Origin of the sequence: Klebsiella pneumoniae, assembly GCF_000742135.1 — a bacterium.
Taxonomy (GTDB): domain Bacteria; phylum Pseudomonadota; class Gammaproteobacteria; order Enterobacterales; family Enterobacteriaceae; genus Klebsiella; species Klebsiella pneumoniae.
Map to the genome: position 1 here is coordinate 3,324,355 of NZ_KN046818.1, position 20,130 is coordinate 3,344,484.

General features: G+C 60.6%; 24 protein-coding genes and 1 riboswitch. Of the genes, 9 read left to right on the forward strand and 15 right to left on the reverse strand.

Annotated elements, in window-relative coordinates; translation table 11 throughout:
• Positions 1-84: 84 nt before the first annotated feature.
• From ureG to DR88_RS09870, 7 genes are read right to left on the reverse strand one after another with little or no spacing between them, the layout of a single operon-like run.
• Positions 85-702, reverse strand: coding sequence for an urease accessory protein UreG (gene ureG, locus DR88_RS09900; RefSeq protein WP_002916877.1), 618 nt, complete (start codon positions 700-702; stop codon positions 85-87).
• Positions 703-710: 8 nt separating this feature from the next.
• On the reverse strand, positions 711-1,385 hold the full coding sequence (locus tag DR88_RS09895; protein WP_016532672.1) for an urease accessory protein UreF: 675 nt from the start codon (positions 1,383-1,385) through the stop codon (positions 711-713).
• 1 nt (position 1,386) lies between these two features.
• Entirely contained in the window at positions 1,387-1,863 is a 477-nt protein-coding gene (gene ureE / locus DR88_RS09890) for an urease accessory protein UreE (protein WP_002916875.1), read from the reverse strand.
• Positions 1,864-1,872: 9 nt separating this feature from the next.
• Entirely contained in the window at positions 1,873-3,576 is a 1,704-nt protein-coding gene (ureC, locus tag DR88_RS09885) for an urease subunit alpha (protein WP_002916874.1), read from the reverse strand.
• A complete protein-coding gene (locus DR88_RS09880; protein ID WP_002916872.1) occupies positions 3,569-3,889 on the reverse strand; it encodes an urease subunit beta in 321 nt (106 codons plus the stop codon). The genes ureC and DR88_RS09880 overlap by 8 nt, the downstream gene beginning before the upstream one ends.
• 9 nt (positions 3,890-3,898) lie before the next feature.
• Positions 3,899-4,201: an urease subunit gamma gene (locus DR88_RS09875; protein ID WP_002916871.1), complete on the reverse strand. Its 303-nt coding sequence runs from the start codon at positions 4,199-4,201 to the stop codon at positions 3,899-3,901.
• A gap of 9 nt (positions 4,202-4,210) precedes the next feature.
• A complete protein-coding gene (locus DR88_RS09870) occupies positions 4,211-5,035 on the reverse strand; it encodes an urease accessory protein UreD (protein WP_004174349.1) in 825 nt (274 codons plus the stop codon).
• On the opposite strand from DR88_RS09870, the gene DR88_RS0126245 reads away from it, so the two are divergent.
• The gene (locus tag DR88_RS0126245) at positions 5,025-5,171 is read left to right on the forward strand and encodes a short-chain dehydrogenase (protein ID WP_004144529.1); all 147 of its coding nucleotides are present in this window, start codon (positions 5,025-5,027) and stop codon (positions 5,169-5,171) included. The two genes, DR88_RS09870 and DR88_RS0126245, sit on opposite strands and share 11 nt — an antisense overlap.
• A gap of 10 nt (positions 5,172-5,181) precedes the next feature.
• Here DR88_RS0126245 and DR88_RS30925 read toward each other — a convergent pair whose 3' ends face one another.
• Both DR88_RS30925 and plsY read right to left on the reverse strand, forming a co-directional pair.
• Positions 5,182-5,301, reverse strand: a complete 120-nt coding sequence (locus DR88_RS30925) for a hypothetical protein (protein WP_020324810.1) — start codon at positions 5,299-5,301, stop codon at positions 5,182-5,184.
• A 131-nt stretch (positions 5,302-5,432) separates the two neighbouring features.
• The gene (plsY, locus tag DR88_RS09865; protein ID WP_004144530.1) at positions 5,433-6,050 is read right to left on the reverse strand and encodes a glycerol-3-phosphate 1-O-acyltransferase PlsY; all 618 of its coding nucleotides are present in this window, start codon (positions 6,048-6,050) and stop codon (positions 5,433-5,435) included.
• A 107-nt stretch (positions 6,051-6,157) separates the two neighbouring features.
• Between plsY and folB the strand changes: the two genes are divergently transcribed.
• A complete protein-coding gene (gene folB / locus DR88_RS09860) occupies positions 6,158-6,541 on the forward strand; it encodes a bifunctional dihydroneopterin aldolase/7,8-dihydroneopterin epimerase (RefSeq protein WP_032428415.1) in 384 nt (127 codons plus the stop codon).
• Positions 6,542-6,739: 198 nt separating this feature from the next.
• Positions 6,740-7,561 (forward strand): undecaprenyl-diphosphate phosphatase, encoded by an 822-nt coding sequence (gene bacA, locus DR88_RS09855; RefSeq protein ID WP_004144532.1) that lies wholly within the window; start codon positions 6,740-6,742, stop codon positions 7,559-7,561.
• An 11-nt stretch (positions 7,562-7,572) separates the two neighbouring features.
• On the opposite strand, the gene DR88_RS09850 is transcribed toward bacA, so the two are convergent.
• Both DR88_RS09850 and DR88_RS09845 read right to left on the reverse strand, forming a co-directional pair.
• The gene (locus DR88_RS09850; RefSeq protein ID WP_004149858.1) at positions 7,573-8,814 is read right to left on the reverse strand and encodes a multifunctional CCA addition/repair protein; all 1,242 of its coding nucleotides are present in this window, start codon (positions 8,812-8,814) and stop codon (positions 7,573-7,575) included.
• Positions 8,815-8,875: 61 nt separating this feature from the next.
• A complete protein-coding gene (locus tag DR88_RS09845) occupies positions 8,876-9,496 on the reverse strand; it encodes a TIGR04211 family SH3 domain-containing protein (protein WP_002916862.1) in 621 nt (206 codons plus the stop codon).
• Between the two features lie 214 nt (positions 9,497-9,710).
• On the opposite strand from DR88_RS09845, the gene DR88_RS09840 reads away from it, so the two are divergent.
• The 3 genes from DR88_RS09840 to hldE are packed head-to-tail and all read left to right on the forward strand — an operon-like array spanning position 9,711 to position 15,359.
• Entirely contained in the window at positions 9,711-11,009 is a 1,299-nt protein-coding gene (locus tag DR88_RS09840; RefSeq protein WP_032443943.1) for a CYTH domain-containing protein, read from the forward strand.
• Between the two features lie 20 nt (positions 11,010-11,029).
• A complete protein-coding gene (gene glnE, locus DR88_RS09835; protein ID WP_004149856.1) occupies positions 11,030-13,867 on the forward strand; it encodes a bifunctional [glutamate--ammonia ligase]-adenylyl-L-tyrosine phosphorylase/[glutamate--ammonia-ligase] adenylyltransferase in 2,838 nt (945 codons plus the stop codon).
• A gap of 58 nt (positions 13,868-13,925) precedes the next feature.
• Entirely contained in the window at positions 13,926-15,359 is a 1,434-nt protein-coding gene (gene hldE, locus DR88_RS09830) for a bifunctional D-glycero-beta-D-manno-heptose-7-phosphate kinase/D-glycero-beta-D-manno-heptose 1-phosphate adenylyltransferase HldE (RefSeq protein ID WP_002916858.1), read from the forward strand.
• Positions 15,360-15,436: 77 nt separating this feature from the next.
• Here the strand turns inward: hldE and DR88_RS30930 are convergent, their stop codons facing one another.
• The gene (locus DR88_RS30930) at positions 15,437-15,586 is read right to left on the reverse strand and encodes a hypothetical protein (RefSeq protein WP_004144536.1); all 150 of its coding nucleotides are present in this window, start codon (positions 15,584-15,586) and stop codon (positions 15,437-15,439) included.
• Here DR88_RS30930 and glgS point away from each other — a divergent pair.
• Complete coding sequence (gene glgS, locus DR88_RS09825; protein ID WP_002916857.1) at positions 15,578-15,775, forward strand: cell surface composition regulator GlgS; 198 nt, start codon at positions 15,578-15,580, stop codon at positions 15,773-15,775. The genes DR88_RS30930 and glgS overlap by 9 nt on opposite strands.
• A 35-nt stretch (positions 15,776-15,810) precedes the next feature.
• Here glgS and ubiK read toward each other — a convergent pair whose 3' ends face one another.
• On the reverse strand, positions 15,811-16,083 hold the full coding sequence (gene ubiK, locus DR88_RS09820; protein ID WP_002916856.1) for a ubiquinone biosynthesis accessory factor UbiK: 273 nt from the start codon (positions 16,081-16,083) through the stop codon (positions 15,811-15,813).
• Between the two features lie 120 nt (positions 16,084-16,203).
• Positions 16,204-16,355: riboswitch (FMN riboswitch) on the forward strand.
• Between the two features lie 105 nt (positions 16,356-16,460).
• Between ubiK and ribB the strand changes: the two genes are divergently transcribed.
• Positions 16,461-17,114, forward strand: coding sequence for a 3,4-dihydroxy-2-butanone-4-phosphate synthase (gene ribB, locus DR88_RS09815; RefSeq protein ID WP_002916855.1), 654 nt, complete (start codon positions 16,461-16,463; stop codon positions 17,112-17,114).
• Positions 17,115-17,175: 61 nt separating this feature from the next.
• On the opposite strand, the gene zupT is transcribed toward ribB, so the two are convergent.
• Positions 17,176-17,946: a zinc transporter ZupT gene (gene zupT / locus DR88_RS09810; protein WP_032443944.1), complete on the reverse strand. Its 771-nt coding sequence runs from the start codon at positions 17,944-17,946 to the stop codon at positions 17,176-17,178.
• 186 nt (positions 17,947-18,132) lie between these two features.
• On the opposite strand from zupT, the gene ygiD reads away from it, so the two are divergent.
• Positions 18,133-18,924: a 4,5-DOPA-extradiol-dioxygenase gene (gene ygiD, locus DR88_RS09805; RefSeq protein ID WP_025861741.1), complete on the forward strand. Its 792-nt coding sequence runs from the start codon at positions 18,133-18,135 to the stop codon at positions 18,922-18,924.
• A 44-nt stretch (positions 18,925-18,968) separates the two neighbouring features.
• Here ygiD and DR88_RS09800 read toward each other — a convergent pair whose 3' ends face one another.
• Positions 18,969-20,129, reverse strand: a complete 1,161-nt coding sequence (locus DR88_RS09800; RefSeq protein WP_004144540.1) for a glutathionylspermidine synthase family protein — start codon at positions 20,127-20,129, stop codon at positions 18,969-18,971.
• Position 20,130: the final 1 nt, after the last annotated feature.

The window sequence follows — 20,130 nt, forward strand, 5'->3', positions numbered from 1 at the left end:
CGCGGAGGTGGAGGCAGGATGATATAAAGAGAGAGCAGAGGCTGCACCATCCGGACGCGCTTGCGCCCGGCTGGTGCAACAGGCCTATTTGCCAAGCATGCCTTTGTCTTCGAGGAAGGCGATAATGGTGCTCAGGCCGTCGCCCTGCTTCAGATTGGTGAAGGTCCATGGGCGATCGCCGCGCATACGCTGGGTATCGCTCGCCATCACCTCCAGCGACGCGCCCACATAGGGGGCAAGGTCGGTTTTATTGATCACCAGGAAATCGGATTTGGTGATCCCCGGTCCGCCTTTGCGCGGGATCTTCTCCCCTTCGGCCACATCGATGACGTAGATGGTCAGATCCGCCAGCTCCGGGCTGAAGGTGGCGCTCAGGTTATCGCCGCCGCTTTCCACGAAGATAAGGTCGAGGTTACCGAACTTTTCACTCAGCGCTTCCACGGCGGCGAGGTTCATTGAGGCATCTTCGCGGATCGCCGTATGCGGGCAGCCGCCGGTTTCCACACCGACGATGCGTTCAGGCGCCAGCGCGCCCGCTTCGGTGAGGATGCGCTGATCTTCTTTGGTATAGATGTCGTTAGTGACCACCGCCAGCTGCCAGGTATCGCGCATCGCTTTACACAGTGCTTCCAGCAGAGCGGTTTTACCGGAGCCGACCGGGCCGCCGACGCCGACGCGCAGCGGGTGTTTATAAGAGTTCATGGCTTCTCCTAGGAACGGAATAATCGAGAGTATTGGGTTTCATGCCGGGCAGAGGCGATGGCGGCGAGCGGGGTGGCCGATCCGATATCGCCGTCCGGCGCGGCCAGCGCGCGGGGCATCTCGGCCGCGTAGTGGTCACAAAGACGTAAAATCAGCTGCTGGGCGGCCTGCTGGCCGAAGGGGACCAGCTTGACGCCGGCCATCACGGCGCTCTCAATCCAGCTGTAGCCCAGGCTGAGGGCCATCTCGGGCAGGGCGATACGCCAGCGCACGCCGAGCCAGGCCATCCCGGCGAGCTGGCTTTGCTGGCACAGGGAGCGCCACGGCGGCGGACAGTCCGGCTGCCAGTCGCTCAGCAGACGGGCAAACGCCGCGCCGCGGTTGCGCTCTTCCTCCCGCAGTTCACGAGTTTCCCGGCAGGCCAGCAGATAGGCGGTCCAGCGCTGGGCCGCAGCGATATCGCCTTGTTCGCAGGCGCGGTACAGGCGGGCGAACAGCGGCAGGTCAACGGTAAAAAAGCCTTCCGTCATCTGGCGTCGCTGCCAGCGCTCGAAGGCCGCGACGTCCGGCACCCAGCCGGCTTCCACAGCCCACTCCAGCCCCTGGGACCAGCTGTAACCCCCTACCGGCAGGTTGCTGCTGGCCAGCTGCATCAGCCGCAGGCGTTGTTCCGCTGTCGACATGCTAGTGGCTGTGAGCGTGGTGGTCATGATGAGCATGATGATGACCGTGGCTCTCGCTGGCGTAAGCGCCGGCTTCCGGCTCGAACGGCAGCTGGCCAAAGGTCACCGTCAGGCCGAACTGGCGCAGCATATCGTCCAGCACGTGATCGTGATGGTAGCGCAGCTCGCCCGGCATGATCTGCAGCGGCACGTGACGGTTGCCGAGGTGGTAGCAGGCCTTCGCCAGCATAAACGGATCGTCGCAGCGCACTACCGACACCCCTTCATCAGCGGCAATCACCTGCACAAACTCGGTGCCTTCTTCGTTGCTGAGCACATCGCCGCCGCGCAGCAGCAGGCCGCGGGGCAGCAGCAGGCCGGCTTCCCGGCCATCGTTGAGGGTGACCTTAACCCGGCTTTTGACGCGAACATCAATCGGCAGCGTAACGCTGGCGGTCGCGGCGGCGGGGATCTCCAGACGTTGAGTTAAATAAAGCATCCGCTCTCCTTAAAACAGAAAATATCGTTGCGCCATCGGCAGAACGTCTGCCGGCTCGCTGGTGATAAGTTCGCCATCCACCCGCACCTCATAGGTCTGGGCGTCGACGGTGATGTTAGGCTGCAGGCTGTTGTGCACCATGTCGGCTTTCTGCACCGTACGGCAGCCTTTCACCACGGCGATCGCGCTGCGCAGGTTCAGCCGCTCGGCAACGCCATTGGCTGCCGCCGCCTGCGACAGGAAGGTGAGGCGGCAGTGATGGCGGGCGCTGCCCAGCGCGCCAAACATCGGGCGGTAGTGCACCGGCTGCGGGGTCGGAATAGAGGCATTGATATCGCCCATCGGCGCGATGGCGATCATGCCGCCTTTGATCACGGTGGCCGGTTTCACGCCGAAGAAGGCTGGCGACCAGACCACGAGGTCAGCCAGCTTACCCACCTCAATGGATCCGACTTCGTGTGCGATGCCGTGGGTCAGCGCCGGGTTGATGGTGTATTTGGCGATGTAGCGCTTCACGCGGAAGTTGTCGTTATCCCCGGTCTCCTCCGCCAGCGCTCCGCGCTGCACCTTCATGCGATGCGCCACCTGCCAGGTGCGGAGAATCACTTCTCCGACGCGGCCCATGGCCTGCGAATCGGAGGAGGTGAGCGAGAAGGCGCCGAGATCGTGCAGCACGTCTTCCGCAGCGATGGTTTCCCGGCGAATGCGCGACTCGGCAAAGGCCACGTCCTCAGCGATGTCCGGGTCCAGATGGTGGCAGACCATCAGCATATCGAGATGTTCATCGATGGTGTTGAGGGTGTAGGGCAGCGTTGGGTTGGTAGACGACGGCAAAATGTTCGGGTGGGCGCAGGCGGTGATGATGTCCGGCGCATGGCCGCCGCCGGCCCCTTCGGTATGGAAGGTGTGGATGGTGCGCCCGCCGATGGCGGCGAGGGTGTCTTCCACAAATCCGGATTCATTCAGGGTGTCGCTGTGCAGGGCGACCTGGATGTCCATTTCATCGGCGACGGTTAACGCACAGTCGATCGCCGCCGGGGTGGCGCCCCAGTCCTCATGGATCTTCAGGCCAATAACGCCCGCCGCCACCTGCTCGCGCAGGGCATCCGGCTGAGAAACGTTTCCCTTGCCCAGCAGGCCGATATTGACCGGCAGGCTGTCGGCCGCCTGCAGCATGCGTGAGATATACCACGGGCCCGGGGTGCAGGTGGTGGCATGGGTGCCCGCGGCCGGGCCGGTGCCGCCGCCGACCATGGTGGTCACGCCGGAGACCAGCGCCTCTTCCGCCTGCTGCGGACAGATCCAGTGAATATGGGTATCGATCCCGCCGGCGGTGACAATTTTTCCTTCGGCGGCAATCACTTCCGTCGAGGCACCGATGGGGATGGTGACGTTGGGCTGGATATCGGGGTTACCGGCTTTGCCGATGGCGAAGATCCGGCCGTCCTTCACGCCGATATCGGCCTTAACGATCCCCCAGTGATCGACGATCAACGCGTTGGTGAGCACCAGGTCGACACAGTCGGCGGCCAGCATCTGCCCCTGGCCCATGCCGTCGCGGATCACTTTGCCGCCGCCGAATTTGACCTCTTCCCCGTAGGTGGTCAGATCGTCCTCCACCTCGATCCACAGCTCGGTATCCGCCAGGCGCACCTTGTCGCCGACGGTGGGGCCGAACATATCGGCATAGGCCTGGCGTGAAATATTACTCATCGTTTACCTCCAGAGGGCCCATGACCTCGCCGCGGAAGCCGAAGACGGCGCGGTGACCGGCGAAGGCCACCAGCTCGACCTCGCGTTTCTGGCCGGGTTCAAAGCGTACCGCCGTGCCCGCCGGGATATTCAGGCGATAGCCGGCGGCCTGCTGACGGTCGAACTTCAGCGCCGGGTTAACCTCGGCGAAATGGTAGTGCGAACCGACCTGAATCGGCCGATCGCCGTGGTTCTCAACGACCACGCGACAGGTTGCCCGGCCGGTATTCAGGGCTATCTGACCGGGCTTAACGTGATATTCACCGGGGATCATGGCGCTACCTCAGATAATCGGGTTGTGAACGGTGACCAGCTTCGAGCCGTCCGGGAAGGTGGCTTCGACCTGGATATCCGGGATCATTTCCGGGACGCCCTCCATCACCTGCTCGCGGGTCAGGACGTGACGGCCTTCCTCCATCAGCGAGGCCACGCTTTTGCCGTCCCGAGCGCCTTCCATAATAAAGGCGCTGATGAGGGCCACGGACTCCGGATAGTTGAGCTTCAGGCCGCGGGCCAGGCGACGCTCCGCCACCAGCGCGGCGGTAAACAGCAACAGCTTGTCTTTTTCTCGGGGGGTCAGTTCCATAACGTTCTCTTAAGTCAGCCAGATTCGGGGAAGTACGGGAGATTTACCGGTGAGATGAGGGCGCAGAAACTGCCATACGTCGCGCATCACCCGCTGGCAAATCAGATTATCGTCACTGAGGAAACGCACCGTCAGCAGGCGGTCGGTCAGGCTGGCGCCGGCGTAGAGACCGAGCGGCGCCAGCGCGTCGCGCACCCCGTCGAGCAGGGCATCGGTAGCCGGATAGCACAGCAAAGTGCCGACCCAGGGACGTTCGGCGACGCTGGAGAGCTCTCCCTCCTGCAGCTGCAGGCGCTCGACCAGCAGCGGCTCATCGTCCACCCATACCTCCAGCCGGTTGCTGAGGGTGCCGTGGCTGAAGGTTTCGCCAATCACCGGGCGGCCAAGGCAGAGCAGATCCCAGGCCAGCAGCCTGCTGGAGGCGCAAAGATGAAAGGTAGTGAACAGCCGGGCATTCGCCCCGGGAAAGAAGATGGCATCCTGCGGGAGCCACTCCAGGGTCGCCTGCGGGGCAAGGGTCAACTGCTGGCGAACTAGCGCTTGCGCGCCGCTGCTGCGGTAAAACTTGCTGGCGCCAGGCATGGTTATCAGCGTATGGCAGCCGGGGGCAAGGTGCGCGCTAATTGTCAGCTCATCACCGCCGACGATGCCGCCGGGCGGGTGAAGCAGATAGAGGTGACAGGTCTCTTCTTCCGGGTAAAACGGGCGCTGGACGGTCAGCGGGCCGACGTGTTGGGCGCTGGCGAGAACGGTCTTGCCGCCGGCCTGCTGAAAGCGGAGATCCAGCGTGGCCTGCCAGCCTTTTTTGAGTGGTGGTAACACGGTGCCGTGCAATGTTGCGCCCCTGCAAAATCAAGATAAAACAGCAGCAATGAGTATTGATCGGCGGGAGTTTATCCCGGTCATACGAAACGCTTATGTCATCCGTAACCCGGAGCGTCGCGACGGGCGCGAGGGGAAAGCGGCATAACCGCTCCGGATTATTCACCCGGATAATCTTTGCCGTCAATATCCTGATCCGCAGCCTGGGCGCGGCGGAAAAGGCGGCGGATCGGGTTGCGCCGCGCCGCCAGCCGCCAGCGCAACTTTTGCCTTTCCATGCTGCTAACGTATTGTTACAAAAGGAGGATGTGGCGATGATCGCCTTTGATGGCGAGGAAGCGTAAAAGGGCGGGTGAAAGGCGCGATTAGCGCAGGGGAGTTCCCCGGCTGGCGGAGCCGGGAGGGGTGATTACTTCTGCTCTGGCGTTTTTTTCTTCTTCACGCGGGTCCAGATTTTGCTCTCCTGGCGGCGCCACAGACGCTGAATGTTGTCGTGATGGCGCAGGAGGATCAGGCAGGAGAGCATCGACACCGGAAAGGTGTACTGCGGTTTGAACCACCAGACGTAGAACGGGGCGATCAGCGCGCTGACGATAGCGCCCAGGGAAGAGTAGCCGCTGAGCAGGATGGTCAGCAGCCAGGTCCCGGCCATCACCCCGGTGAGATCGAGCCCGATGGGGGCGATAGCGCCGAAGGCCGTGGCGACGCCTTTACCGCCGCGGAAATGAAAGAAGACTGGCCAGATATGGCCCACGCAGGCGGCAATCGCCACTAACCCCAGCCAGAACGGCGTAAGGCCCAGCGCCCAGGCGCCCCACACCGGGAGCATGCCCTTCAGCACATCAAAAATAAGTACCGCTACGGCCGCCCCTTTTCCGCCAATTCGTAGTACGTTAGTGGCCCCGGGGTTGCCTGAGCCGCTGTCGCGTGGGTCGGGCAGGCCAGCAAGGCGACATACCAGAATGGCGCTGGAAATGGAGCCGCAGAGGTAGGCGAGGAGTACCAGTCCAGGCGCGATTGCACTCATAACGCTGTTCCGTTTTGAAAATGTCGTTGTATTCTCTGCATCTGTGGATAATACGCATAATTCGCCGGAAGTGATATCCGGTTTAGCTAAAAAGCAGGCAGGGCGTGATGGATATTGTATTTATAGAGCAACTTTCGGTAATCACCACCATTGGTGTTTATGACTGGGAACAAACCATTGAGCAGAAGCTGGTGTTCGATATCGAAATTGCATGGGATAACCGCAAGGCGGCCGCCAGCGATGATGTCAGCGATTGCCTCAGCTATGCTGATATCAGCGAGCGCGTGATCGCGCATGTGGAGGGGGGGACATTTGCGTTAGTGGAGCGGGTGGCGGAAGAGGTGGCCGACCTGCTGCTGGAAACATTCCAGTCGCCATGGGTGCGCATAAAAGTCAGCAAACCTGGCGCCGTGGCTCGCGCGGCAAACGTCGGGGTGATTATTGAACGTGGCCTTAATCTGAAACAAAACTTTTCAGGTCATACTTGTTAAACAAATTGCGTTTATACCGGTCATAGCATCCGGTCATCAGGCAATTTTACTGGCGATGTCCTTCCAGAACGGTGGACGAATCCGTGTGTACTTCCTATACGCTGCGGATTACGCGCGCTCTGGCAGCCGGGTTGTGCCTGTTGAACGATACCGTGTTCCTGGTTTTTTTCATTTTACTTTTTTAAAGGGTTTAATTGGATGAGCGATATACACTCGCTGCTGGTGGCGGCAATATTGGGTGTGGTTGAGGGTTTGACAGAGTTTTTACCTGTTTCCAGTACCGGTCATATGATTATTGTTGGTCACCTGCTGGGGTTTGAAGGTGATACCGCAAATACCTTTGAAGTGGTGATTCAGTTAGGTTCGATACTCGCCGTGGTGGTGATGTTCTGGCGTCGCCTGTTCGGCCTGATCGGCATCCATTTCGGGAAACCGCCGGCGCATGAAGGCCAGGGCAGCGGCCGTTTGTCGCTTATCCATATCCTTCTCGGCATGATCCCCGCGGTGGTGATGGGGCTGATTTTCCATGACACCATTAAATCCTTGTTTAACCCGGTGAACGTGATGTACGCCCTGATTGTCGGCGGCGTATTGCTGATTGCAGCGGAAGTGCTGAAGCCGAAACAGCCGCGCGCGGTCGGGATTGACGATATGACCTACCGTCAGGCGTTCGTCATCGGCTGCTTTCAGTGCCTGGCGCTGTGGCCAGGTTTCTCCCGCTCGGGGGCGACTATCTCCGGCGGCATGCTGATGGGCGTCAGCCGCTATGCGGCCTCGGAGTTCTCTTTCCTGCTGGCGGTACCGATGATGATGGGCGCCACCGTGCTGGACGTCTACAAGAGCATCGGCTTCCTGAACATGGGCGATGTCCCGATGTTCGCCGTCGGCTTCGTGATGGCGTTTATCGTGGCGCTGATTGCGATTAAAACCTTCCTGCAGCTGATCAAACGGATCTCGTTCATTCCGTTCGCTATCTACCGCTTTATCGTCGCGGCAGCGGTGTACGTGGTCTTCTTCTAAGGCCTGCGCCCTCAGCCTTGCGGCTGGGGGCAACGCTGTTCCTTCCACTGCGCTACCGCCGCAATTCTCCGCCGCGTCAGCTCCTCGCGAATTTCCGCCCCTTTAAAGCCCGCCGCCACGACCTCTTTAGTGGAGACCGACTGCGCCACTTCCCAGGCCTCCAGCAGCAGGCGCCCCTGCGGGTAATCGCTGGCCTCGAAACCGGTGCGTCCGCGGACGTCGGCTTCGCTGGTGAGCGCGATCTGCTGCACGCGCTGCGGTTTGCACCACGCGTCAATGCTGTCGAAGAGTTTGACGAGGGTTTTCGGCTGCAGAATTGGCAGGGTGTGGATTAGGTCATGGTACTCCGCCACCAGTTTCGCGAGATCGCGGATATCGTTCGGCACCCGCAGACGCGCGCAGAGCTGCTCCACCAGCTTGACTCCCGCCGGACCATGGCCGTGGTGACGCGGCCAGAGCGCCTTCGGCGTCAGCCCTTTGCCGAGGTCATGGCACAGGGTGGCGAAACGTACGTCGACATCCGGCGACAGCATCGCGGCCATCGTGACGGTCATCAGGGTGTGCAGGCCGGTGTCGATTTCCGGATGCCATTTCGCCGGGGCCGGCACGCCGTACAGGGCGTCAATCTCCGGGAACAGCACCTTGAGGGCCTGACAGTCGCGCAGCGTCTGGAAAAATACCTGCGGGTTGCGAGTAGTTAATGCGCTTTCCGTCTCCTTCCACACCCGCTCCGGCGTTAAATGCGCCAGCTCGCCGGCCTCAACCATCGCGGCCATCAGGGCCTGGGTCTCTTCGGCAATGCGAAAACCGAGGTGGGCGTAGCGGGCGGCAAAGCGCGCGACGCGCAGCACGCGCAGCGGATCTTCACTAAACGCGGGAGAGACATGGCGCAGCAGGCGCTGACGGAGATCGTTCTGTCCGCCGTAGGGGTCGATAATTGCGCCGTCGGCATCCTGGGCGAGGGCGTTGACCGTCAGGTCGCGGCGCAGCAGATCGGCTTCGAGGGTGACGTCCGGGGCGGCATAGCAGGTAAAACCGGTATAGCCCGCGCCGGATTTGCGCTCGGTGCGGGCCAGGGCATACTCTTCCCGGCTTTGCGGATGGAGGAACACGGGAAAATCGCGGCCTACCTGTTGATAGCCCGCGTCTAGCATCTGTTGCGGGGTGGCGCCCACCACCACCCAGTCTCGGTCTTTGACCGGCAGCCCTAACAGCGCGTCACGCACCGCGCCACCGACCAGATAACTCTTCACGCCTGATTCTCCCGTATCCGTTTTTCGCAAGATGATACGTAAGTCTGGCAGAGAAGACGAATTAGTTCATCCACCGGTCTTTACGTTTGCGGCTTGGCACCAGATGCGGCAGCACCAGACCGAGCAGCAGACCGACGCCCAGCACACCGCCGCCGTACATAAACCACTGCATGATAATGGTGCGCTGTTTATCATCAAGCTGCAGATTTGCCGCATTCACCTTCTTCTGCGCGACAACCAGCTCGTTTTTCAACTTTTGGTTCTCGTCCTTCAGCGCGTTAATCACGCTGTCGCTGCCGGCGACTTTCTTCTGCATATCCGCCGTGCGCTGGTTCCAGGTGGCATCGATGTTATTCAGCTTATCGGTCAGCGTTTTGACCTGGTTTTCCAGATCCGGGACGCGGGTGCGCAGGCTGGGCTCGTTGCTCAGCTCTTTCAGCGGGATCCAGGCGGTACGGCCGTTGCTGTCGCGAATTTGCGCGTAACTGGTGCTGTCGTTCGTTTGCAGTACCGACACTTCTTCCCCGGCGTTGATGGTGCCGACCAGACGATAATTATCGCCCGGGCCGCTGCGAACCCAGGTGTTCAGCTCATCGGAAACGTAGCGCTTTTCTTCTGCGTGAACCGCCGTGGCGGCGCTAAGCGCGAGCAAAGTAAAAGTAATCAGGCGTAATTTTGGCATCAGGTCATCGTTTGGTCATAAAAAGTGGAACGATAGTAGAGGCATCGCCAGAGCGACGCAAAGTTTTCCGCCACAATCGGAATCATCCAGGAGGTGGCCCGGCAAAAAGCGCGTTGCATGGCGATTCACCGCAAAATACTATCTACTGACAAAAAATATTGTCGTAAGTTCGCCGCAATTTGTCGGCGCAGCACAGAAGCGGAAGAATTCAGTCATGGCTCAAGAAATCGAACTCAAGTTTATCGTCGCTCAGGATGGGGTAGAGACGCTGCGCGAGCAGCTCAATGCGCTCGAGGCGAAACATACGCCCGCGGGCCAGTTGCTGAACATTTATTACGAAACCGCCGATGACTGGCTGCGTCGTCACGATATGGGGCTGCGCATCCGCGGCGATCAGGGGCGTTATGAGATGACGCTGAAAATCGCCGGTCGGGTGGTCGGCGGCCTGCACCAGCGCCCGGAATATAATATTCCACTGGATAAACCGGAGCTGGCGCTTGAGCGCCTGCCGGCGGAGGTCTGGCCGCAAGGGGAACTTCCGGCCGCGCTGGCGGAGCACGTCCAGCCGCTGTTCAGCACCGATTTTGCCCGTGAACGCTGGGTGATCCAGGAAGGAAAGAGTGAGATTGAGATTGCCCTCGATCGCGGCGAAGTAAAGGCGGGCGAAGATCAGGAGCCGATCTGCGAACTGGAGCTGGAGCTGCTCGCCGGGGAGACCGCCGATCTGCTGCGCCTCGCGCATCGTTTGCTGGAGAGCGGCGTCCTGCGTCAGGGGAGCCTGAGCAAAGCCGCGCGCGGGTATCATCTGGCGCAAGGTAACAATGAGCGTCCGGTGACCCGGCTGGCGGTGCTGCCGGTGGCAGCGAAGGCCAGCGTGGAGCAGGGGCTGGAGGCGGCGCTGGAGAGCGCCCTGGCGCACTGGCTATATCACGACGAGATCTGGCTGCGCGGCAACGCAAAAGCCAAAGTGGAAATTCTGCTGGCGATAGCCCGCGTGCGCCATGCCCTCGTGCTGTTTGGCGGCATCGTGCCGCGTAAGGCGACCACCCACCTCCGCGCGTTGCTGAACGACGCCGACGCCGTTCTGCTGGCTGCGGACACCGCCGACGAAGCGTTATTCCGCACCGAGGTCGTTGGCGCCAAACTGGCCCTGACCGAATGGCTGGTCCAGCGCGGGTGGCGTCCGTTCCTCAACGAGGCGGGAGAGAAAAAAATAGCCGGCTCGTTCAAACGGTTTGCCGATATTCACCTCTCGCGGGTGGCGGCCGAGCTGCGCAGCGCCGTGCAGCATCTGGCGGTAGAAGATGCCGCTGACCAGTTGCCGAAGCTGTCCCGCAACATCGACAGCGTCCAGCTGCTGGCGGGCGCCTATGGCGACGCCGTCGCGCCCTGGCTGGAGAACTGGCAGGAACTTCAGCGTGCGATAGAGCATGACGACCGCAGCGTGTTTGAATATTTCCGTCGCCAGGCGCTGGCTGCCGAGCCGTTCTGGCTGCATAGTGGAAAACGATAATTACAGGCCAGGGAGCCCTTATGATGCCGCTTTCTCCGCAGTTACAGCAGCACTGGCAGACGGTCGCTGACCGTCTGCCAACGGATTTTCCCGTTGCCGAACTGAGCCCACAGGCCAGGTCGGTGATGGCGTTCAGCGATTTTGTCGAACAGAGTGTGATCGCTCAGCCGGGCTGGCTGAATGAGCTTGCGGACTCCGCGCCGGCGGCGGAAGAGTGGCGGCATTACGAAGCCTGGCTGCAGGAGCGCCTGCAGGCCGTCACTGACGAAGCGGGGTTGATGCGAGAGCTGCGTCTCTTCCGCCGCCAGATGATGGTCCGCATCGCCTGGGCGCAGGCGTTGTCGCTGGTGCGCGAAGAAGAGACGCTGCAGCAGCTGAGCGTCCTGGCGGAGACCCTGATTGTCGCCGCCCGCGACTGGCTTTACGCCGCCTGCTGTAAAGAGTGGGGAACGCCATGCAACGCCGAGGGTCAGCCGCAGCCGCTGCTGATCCTCGGGATGGGAAAGCTGGGCGGCGGCGAGCTGAACTTCTCTTCCGATATCGATCTGATCTTTGCCTGGCCGGAGCATGGCGCCACCCGCGGCGGCCGTCGCGAGCTGGATAATGCCCAGTTCTTTACCCGCCTGGGGCAGCGGCTTATCAAGGCGCTGGATCAGCCGACGCAGGACGGCTTTGTTTATCGGGTGGATATGCGCCTGCGGCCCTTTGGCGACAGCGGGCCGCTGGTGCTCAGCTTTGCGGCGCTGGAAGATTATTACCAGGAGCAGGGGCGGGACTGGGAACGCTACGCGATGGTGAAAGCGCGGATCATGGGCGATAACGACGGCGCCTACGCCAGCGAACTGCGCGCGATGCTTCGCCCCTTCGTCTTCCGCCGCTATATCGACTTCAGCGTGATCCAGTCGCTGCGTAACATGAAAGGCATGATCGCCCGTGAAGTGCGGCGTCGCGGGCTGAAAGACAACATCAAGCTCGGCGCCGGCGGCATTCGTGAAATTGAATTTATCGTTCAAGTCTTTCAGCTGATCCGCGGCGGTCGCGAACCTGCGCTGCAGCAGCGCGCGCTATTGCCGACACTGGCGGCGATTGATGAGCTGCATCTGCTGCCGGAAGGCGACGCGACGCTGCTGCGCGCGGCCTATCTGTTCCTGCGCCGGCTGGAAAACCTGCTGCAAAGTATCAACGATGAACAGACCCAGACCCTGCCACAGGATGAACTGAACCGCGCCAGACTGGCGTGGGGGATGCATACCGATGACTGGGAGACGCTGAGCGCGCAGCTGGCGAACCATATGGCCAACGTACGGCGGGTGTTTAATGAACTGATCGGCGATGACGAGGCTCAGTCGCCAGATGAGCAGCTGGCCGAGTACTGGCGCGAGCTGTGGCAGGATGCGCTGGAAGAAGATGACGCCAGTCCGGCGCTGGCGCATTTAAACGACGCCGACCGCCGCAGCGTGCTGGCGCTGATTGCCGATTTCCGCAAAGAGCTGGATCGGCGCACCATCGGCCCGCGCGGCCGCCAGGTGCTGGATCAGCTGATGCCGCATCTGTTGAGCGAAATCTGCTCGCGCGCCGATGCGCCGCTGCCTCTGGCGCGGATCACGCCGCTGTTGACCGGGATCGTCACCCGCACCACCTATCTTGAACTGCTGAGCGAATTCCCCGGCGCGCTGAAACACCTGATTACGCTCTGCGCGGCATCGCCGATGGTCGCCAGCCAGCTGGCGCGCCACCCGCTGCTGCTGGATGAGCTGCTGGATCCCAACACCCTCTATCAGCCGACGGCGACCGATGCCTATCGCGACGAGCTGCGTCAGTATCTGCTGCGGGTGCCGGAAGAGGATGAAGAGCAGCAGCTGGAGGCGTTGCGCCAGTTCAAGCAGGCGCAGCAGCTGCATATCGCGGCGGCGGATATCGCCGGCACCCTGCCGGTGATGAAGGTCAGCGATCATTTAACCTGGCTTGCCGAAGCGATCCTCGATGCGGTGGTGCAGCAGGCATGGGGGCAGATGGTGGCTCGCTACGGCCTGCCGACCCACCTGCACGATCGCCAGGGGCGCGGCTTCGCCGTCGTCGGCTACGGCAAGCTCGGCGGTTGGGAGCTGGGCTACAGCTCCGATCTCGACCTGGTGTTCCTCCATGACTGCCCGGCGGAGGTGATGACCGACGGCGAGCGGGAGATTGACGGCCGTCAGTTCTACCTGCGGCTGGCCCAGCGGATCATGCATCTGTTCAGCACCCGCACCTCGTCCGGTATTCTTTACGAAGTGGACGCCCGGCTGCGCCCTTCCGGCGCGGCGGGGATGCTGGTTACCACCGCTGACGCGTTTGCCGACTATCAGCAGAACGAGGCCTGGACGTGGGAGCATCAGGCGCTGGTGCGCGCCCGCGTGGTCTATGGCGACCCGGCGTTGCAGGCGCGCTTTGACGCCATTCGTCGCGATATCCTGACCACCCCGCGGGAGGGCGCAACCCTGCAGACCGAGGTTCGCGAGATGCGCGAGAAGATGCGCGCCCACCTCGGCAACAAGCATCCCAATCGTTTTGATATCAAAGCCGATGGCGGCGGGATCACGGATATTGAATTTATTACCCAGTATCTGGTCCTACGCTATGCCAGCGACAAGCCGAAGCTGACCCGCTGGTCTGATAATGTGCGTATTCTCGAGCTGCTGGCGCAGAACGACATCATGGACGAGGAGGAAGCGCGCGCCTTAACGCACGCGTACACCACCTTGCGTGACGCGCTCCATCACCTGGCCCTGCAGGAGCTGCCGGGACACGTGGCGCCAGAGGCCTTCAGCCGGGAGCGCGAGCAGGTCAGCGCCAGCTGGCAGAAATGGCTGATGGCTTAACTATAAAATCGGGTGTGCTATTATCGCGCGCAAAGTTTGCGTCTCGCAGGAGAGAGTCATGAAAGTAACGCTGCCGGAGTTTGAACGTGCAGGAGTGTTGGTGGTGGGTGATGTGATGCTGGACCGCTACTGGTACGGCCCCACCAGTCGTATTTCCCCGGAAGCCCCGGTGCCGGTGGTGAAGGTGGAAAATATCGAAGAACGTCCTGGCGGCGCGGCAAACGTAGCGATGAACATCGCCTCGCTGGGGGCAACCTCGCGCCTGGTGGGATTGACCGGGATTGATGACGCCGCCCGCGCGCTGAGCCAGGCGCTGGCCAACGTCAATGTGAAGTGCGACTTCGTCTCCGTCCCGACTCACCCGACTATCACCAAGCTGCGGGTGCTGTCGCGCAATCAACAGCTGATCCGCCTCGACTTTGAAGAGGGCTTCTCCGGCGTCGATCCGCAGCCGATGCACGAGCGCATTCAGCAGGCGCTGGGCTCTATTGGCGCGCTGGTCCTTTCGGACTATGCCAAAGGGGCGCTGACCAGCGTCCAGACCATGATCCGACTCGCACGTGAAGCGGGCGTGCCGGTGCTGATCGATCCGAAAGGCACCGATTTCGAACGCTATCGCGGCGCGACGTTGCTCACCCCGAACCTCTCTGAGTTTGAAGCGGTGGTGGGCAAGTGCCAGGATGAAGCGCAGATCGTTGAGCGCGGCATGAAGCTCATCGCCGAATTCGAACTGTCGGCGCTGCTGGTGACGCGCTCTGAGCAGGGGATGACGCTGCTGCAGCCGGGACGTCCGCCGCTGCATATGCCGACCCAGGCCCAGGAAGTGTACGACGTGACCGGCGCCGGCGACACGGTGATTGGCGTACTGGCGGCGACCCTGGCGTCCGGCAACACCCTGGAAGAGGCCTGCTATTTCGCTAACGCCGCGGCGGGCGTGGTGGTCGGTAAGCTGGGTACATCCACCGTTTCCCCTGTCGAGCTGGAAAACGCGGTCCGCGGCCGGGCTGAGACCGGCTTTGGCGTGATGAGCGAAGAGGAGCTCAAACAGGCGGTTGCGGCGGCGCGCAAGCGCGGCGAGAAAGTGGTGATGACCAACGGCGTCTTCGACATTCTGCATGCCGGTCATGTCTCCTATCTGGCGAATGCGCGCAAGCTGGGCGACCGTCTGATCGTGGCGGTCAACAGCGATGCCTCCACCAAACGTCTGAAAGGCGAAACCCGCCCGGTGAACCCGCTGGAACAGCGGATGATCGTGCTGGGGGCGCTGGAAGCCGTCGACTGGGTGGTCTCCTTCGAAGAAGATACTCCGCAGCGCCTGATCGCTGGCATCCTGCCGGATCTGCTGGTCAAGGGCGGCGACTACAAACCGGAGCAGATCGCCGGCAGCGAAGAGGTCTGGGCGAACGGTGGCGAAGTGCTGGTGCTCAACTTTGAAGATGGCTGCTCAACTACCAATATTATTAAGAAAATACAAAAAGATAGCGACAAATAAGCTTTTCGCTATTCACCGGTTTGTACGGTGAAGCATCACGGCCTGCGATAGACGTATCGCGGGCCGTTTTTATTTAATCATGTGGAAAATGATTTAGCGCAATAAATAATCATGTTAAGCGCATTTTTCGTACAAATCGCGTTAAGGTAAGCGTAAATACTGAAGTGAGTAAAAGGCATATGACTTATCAGAACATCCACCGCTGAAGGAGTATGCGCATGAACCATAACGATATGTATTCAATGAAGAATTTTGATTTTTTGGCGCGGAGTTTCGCCAGAATGCACGCCCAGGGCCAGCCAGTTGATCTTCAGGCCATTGTCGGCAATATGGATGAAGAACATCGTGAATGGTTTTGCCAGCGCTATGAACTGTACTGTCGCCAGGTGAGTAGTCAGGCGGAAGCCGCCCATTAAGCCAAACGCAAAACGGGCCCCCAGGGGCCCGTTTTTTACTGCTGCTCTTCGCTGCCCGGCGTCGCCGCCGGTCGGTTTTCGAGGTCATTCAGGCGCTGCTCCAGCAGCGCCAGTTTTTCCCGGGTCCGCAGCAGCACCTGAGTCTGCACGTCAAACTCTTCGCGGCTAACCAGATCCAGACGGGTCAGCTGCGACTGCAGCGCCTGGCGGATTTTCTTCTCAACATCCTCACCCAGATCGCGAAGTCCTTTTGGCATCGACTCATGGACCTGGCGGGCGATTTGTTCAATTTTTTTCGGGTCAATCATGGTGGTTTCCTGCTCGGGTCGGATGATTGATCATTGTAGTGCGAACCAGGCCGCCTATAAACCAGAAATGTTTGAAGCTTATGCATTGCCGAGGATAGTCAATAGCGTTATAGTTATCTCGCTTATTCTCAGGGCGGGGCGAAATTCCCCACCGGCGGTAAATCAACCATGGCGTTGAAAGCCCGCGAGCGCTTCCCGTGACTACGGGAAGGTCAGCAGATCCGGTGTAATTCCGGGGCCGACGGTTAAAGTCCGGATGGGAGAGAGTAACGGCACAGTCGGGCCCAGGCCCGCTCGCGTTGACTTTTGCCGCTAAACCGGCGCTCCTAAGACTGCCCTGATTCTGGTAACCATAATTTTAATGAGGTTTTTTTACCATGAATCAGACGCTCCTTTCTTCTTTTGGTACCGCTTTTGAACGTGTGGAACACGCTTTGAACGCCCTGCGCGAAGGCCGCGGCGTGATGGTGCTTGATGATGAAGACCGTGAAAACGAAGGCGATATGATCTTCGCCGCTGAAACCATGACCGTTGAGCAGATGGCGCTGACCATTCGTCACGGCAGCGGCATTGTGTGCCTGTGCCTGACCGAAGAACGCCGCAAACAGCTGGATCTGCCGATGATGGTAGAGAACAACACCAGCGCCTACGGCACTGGCTTCACCGTGACCATCGAAGCGGCCGAAGGTGTGACCACCGGCGTCTCCGCTGCCGACCGCGTGACCACCGTCCGCGCGGCCATCGCCGACGGCGCGAAACCTTCCGATCTCAACCGTCCAGGTCACGTCTTCCCGCTGCGTGCGCAGCCGGGCGGCGTACTGACCCGCGGCGGCCACACCGAAGCCACTATCGACCTCGTGACCCTGGCTGGCTTTAAACCGGCAGGCGTGCTGTGCGAGCTGACCAATGACGATGGCACCATGGCCCGCGCGCCGGAGTGCATCAAGTTCGCTCAGCAGCACAATATGGCGGTAGTCACGATTGAAGATCTGGTGGCCTATCGTCGCGAACATGAGCGTAAAGCCAGCTAAATAGCGGTTCGCTACGCCCGAGCACAGCCCACTTGTTAGTGGGCTGTGTTGTTTCTGCGCTTTAACCGATGCCCATCGTCTGGAGTACCACCAGGCTCAGCCCCATGACCGACATCCCGCACAGGACGCCGTAGCTTGGATTGCTTTGCGGATCGAGCTCTTTCGCCAGCGGCATCAGTTCATCGACCGACAGCGCCACCATAATCCCGGCGACGGCAGCCATGATCGCGCCCATCACCAGCGGCGAGACCAGGCTCCCCAGAATCAACCACGCCAGCACGCCGCCCAAAATTTCCGCCATGCCGGAAAGCCCGGCCCAGAGCACCGCTTTGCTGCGCGAGCCGGTGGCGGCATACACCGGTCCGGCAACCGCCAGTCCTTCCGGAATATTGTGCAGGGCGACGGCAAGGGCGACGCCCATGCCAAGCTCGAGGTTGTTGCTCGCCGTGACATAGGTGGCGATCCCTTCCGGAAAGTTATGCAGGCTGATCCCCAGCGTCAAAAGAATAGCGGTGCGGCGTAAGTTGCGCGGGCGCGGCATGGCGGGAGTCATCAGATCCTGCGGGTGGGCGTGCGGCAGCAGGCGGTCAAGGCCAAAGTAGCCCAGCAGGCCGACAACAAACATTCCATAGCCGAGCAGCGGCGACATGCCCTCGGCGGCCAGCGCGGCAGGCAGCATTTCCATCAACGAAATCAATAGCATAATCCCGGCGGCAAAGCCGAGGGAGAAGCCAAGCAGGCGGTTAGAGGGTTTCTGGCCAATCACGCCGAATATGGCGCCAATGAAGGTTGCGCTACCGGCTAACAGCGTCAATATTAAGGGTGATGACATCGCTTCTCTCCCTGTGAAAATAATTACATACGAGTATATTGCCTGAGGATGCGCGTACGGGACACGTCCCTTTACCGCGAATTACATTCAAATTTTCTGACGATCATCATCATGGTTATCTGAGTTTATCCTGGCGCAAAAGCGCGTAATGTGAGCACATCACATTGACACCCTAAGGATATCATCATGTCCCGTACCCGAATGCCCGCGTTGTTTCTCGGCCATGGCAGCCCAATGAACGTGCTGGAAGACAACCGTTATACCCGCGCCTGGGCTCAACGGGGCGAAACCCTGCCGCGTCCGAAAGCGATCGTGGTGGTCTCTGCGCACTGGTTTACGCGCGGTACGGGCATAACGGCGATGGAGGCGCCGAAGACCATTCATGACTTCGGCGGTTTTCCGCAGGCGCTGTATGACACGCATTATCCGGCGCCGGGCTCTCCGGCGCTGGCGCAACGGCTGGTGGAGCTGCTCTCGCCGGTGCCGGTCACCCTCGATACAGAAGCCTGGGGATTTGACCATGGCTCGTGGGGCGTGCTGATTAAAATGTATCCGCAGGCGGATATCCCGATGGTTCAGTTGAGCATCGACAGCACCAAACCGCCGGCCTGGCATCTCGAAATGGGGCGGAAGCTGGCCTCGCTGCGTGATGAAGGCGTTATGCTGGTGGCCAGCGGCAACGTGGTGCATAACCTGCGCACCGCCCGCTGGCATGGCGAGAACACGCCGTACCCTTGGGCAGAGTCCTTCAATAACTACGTGAAGGCGAATCTGCAATGGCAGGGGCTGGACGAGCAGCACCCGCTGGTTAACTACCTGGCACACGAAGGGGGCTCGCTCTCCAACCCGACGGCGGAGCATTTCCTGCCGCTGCTGTATGTCCTGGGGACGTGGGATGGCGTTGAGGCGATGACGATCCCAGTCGATGGCATCGAGATGGGCTCGCTGAGCATGCTGTCGGTGTTGGTTGGCGCCTGATGATAGCGCGCTCCGGCGGCATTTACCGTCGCCGGAGCGCGGCATTATTCGACGAAAATGTGCGGATAGAAGCGCGACAGATCCTGGGTGATCAGCGCCCGGTCTTCGCGAATACCGATCCCTGCAGGCTGGTCGTTGATGAGCCAGCTGCCAATCAGCGTATAGCTATCGCCAAACTTCGGCAGCGGGTAAAACGCCTGCACGATGGTGCCTTCTTCCCCGTACGGGCCTTCTACTGCCTCCACCACTTTGCCATTTTCAACGATCGACACGTTAGCGCCTTCGCGGGAGAAGATTGGCTTAATGACGTACTTCTCCATCTCCGGGTGAGTATCTTCGCTGAAGTAGGCCGCCAGCAGATTAGGGTGATTGGGGAACATCTCCCACAGCATCGGCAGCAGCGCCTTGTTGGAGATAATGCTTTTCCACGCCGGCTCCAGCCAGCGGACGCCAGCGTCTTCCAGCTTGGTGGAGAACATCTCCCGCAGCATAAACTCCCACGGATAGAGCTTGAACAGATTGCCAATCACCTGATCCTGCAGATCGGTAAACTGGCCTTTTTCGCCCAGGCCGATATCTTCAACGTAGAGGAATTCCGTCGCCAGCCCCGCTTCAGCGGCGCAGTCCTGCAGATACTGCACGGTACCGCGATCTTCAACGGTATCGCGGCAGCAGGCCATATGCAGCAGCTGAAAGCCAAACTGCTCGCGCAGCTCGCCGAAGCGATCGATCAGCTTTTCCTGCAAACTGTTGAACTGGTCGCTGCCCGCCGGCAGCTTGCCGGCGTTGAGCTGATCTTCCAGCCAGATCCACTGGAAGAAGGCCGCTTCATACAGCGAGGTCGGGGTGTCGGCATTGTTCTCCAGCAGCTTCGGTTCGCCGACGCCATCCCAGGCCAGGTCGAGACGTGAGTAGAGCGACGGCTGGTTGGTTTTCCACGACTGGCGTACAAAACCCCAGGTGTGTTTAGGGATGCGGAATTTGGTCATCAGCTCATCGCTGGCGATCACTTTTTCCACCACCTGGAGGCACATCTGATGTAGCTCAGCGGTGACCGCTTCCAGCTTTTCCACCTGCGCGAGGGTCAGCTTGTAATACGCCTCTTCGCTCCAGTAGGGCTCGCCGTACATGGTATGGAAGTTGAAACCGTACTCGGTCGCTTTCTCGCGCCAGTCCGGGCGCTCGGTAATACTGACTCTTTCCATG

Bases quoted from the DNA above. Each gene is read 5' to 3' on its own strand.
- ureG (WP_002916877.1), bottom strand. From the start codon at position 702: ATGAACTCTTATAAACACCCGCTGCGCGTCGGCGTCGGCGGCCCGGTC.
- DR88_RS09895 (WP_016532672.1), bottom strand. From the start codon at position 1,385: ATGTCGACAGCGGAACAACGCCTGCGGCTGATGCAGCTGGCCAGCAGC.
- ureE (WP_002916875.1), bottom strand. From the start codon at position 1,863: ATGCTTTATTTAACTCAACGTCTGGAGATCCCCGCCGCCGCGACCGCC.
- ureC (WP_002916874.1), bottom strand. From the start codon at position 3,576: ATGAGTAATATTTCACGCCAGGCCTATGCCGATATGTTCGGCCCCACC.
- DR88_RS09880 (WP_002916872.1), bottom strand. From the start codon at position 3,889: ATGATCCCCGGTGAATATCACGTTAAGCCCGGTCAGATAGCCCTGAAT.
- DR88_RS09875 (WP_002916871.1), bottom strand. From the start codon at position 4,201: ATGGAACTGACCCCCCGAGAAAAAGACAAGCTGTTGCTGTTTACCGCC.
- DR88_RS30925 (WP_020324810.1), bottom strand. From the start codon at position 5,301: ATGGAAAGGCAAAAGTTGCGCTGGCGGCTGGCGGCGCGGCGCAACCCG.
- plsY (WP_004144530.1), bottom strand. From the start codon at position 6,050: ATGAGTGCAATCGCGCCTGGACTGGTACTCCTCGCCTACCTCTGCGGC.
- folB (WP_032428415.1), top strand. From the start codon at position 6,158: ATGGATATTGTATTTATAGAGCAACTTTCGGTAATCACCACCATTGGT.
- bacA (WP_004144532.1), top strand. From the start codon at position 6,740: ATGAGCGATATACACTCGCTGCTGGTGGCGGCAATATTGGGTGTGGTT.
- DR88_RS09845 (WP_002916862.1), bottom strand. From the start codon at position 9,496: ATGCCAAAATTACGCCTGATTACTTTTACTTTGCTCGCGCTTAGCGCC.
- DR88_RS09840 (WP_032443943.1), top strand. From the start codon at position 9,711: ATGGCTCAAGAAATCGAACTCAAGTTTATCGTCGCTCAGGATGGGGTA.
- glnE (WP_004149856.1), top strand. From the start codon at position 11,030: ATGATGCCGCTTTCTCCGCAGTTACAGCAGCACTGGCAGACGGTCGCT.
- hldE (WP_002916858.1), top strand. From the start codon at position 13,926: ATGAAAGTAACGCTGCCGGAGTTTGAACGTGCAGGAGTGTTGGTGGTG.
- glgS (WP_002916857.1), top strand. From the start codon at position 15,578: ATGAACCATAACGATATGTATTCAATGAAGAATTTTGATTTTTTGGCG.
- DR88_RS30930 (WP_004144536.1), bottom strand. From the start codon at position 15,586: ATGGTTCATGCGCATACTCCTTCAGCGGTGGATGTTCTGATAAGTCAT.
- ubiK (WP_002916856.1), bottom strand. From the start codon at position 16,083: ATGATTGACCCGAAAAAAATTGAACAAATCGCCCGCCAGGTCCATGAG.
- ribB (WP_002916855.1), top strand. From the start codon at position 16,461: ATGAATCAGACGCTCCTTTCTTCTTTTGGTACCGCTTTTGAACGTGTG.
- zupT (WP_032443944.1), bottom strand. From the start codon at position 17,946: ATGTCATCACCCTTAATATTGACGCTGTTAGCCGGTAGCGCAACCTTC.
- ygiD (WP_025861741.1), top strand. From the start codon at position 18,133: ATGTCCCGTACCCGAATGCCCGCGTTGTTTCTCGGCCATGGCAGCCCA.
- DR88_RS09800 (WP_004144540.1), bottom strand. From the start codon at position 20,129: ATGGAAAGAGTCAGTATTACCGAGCGCCCGGACTGGCGCGAGAAAGCG.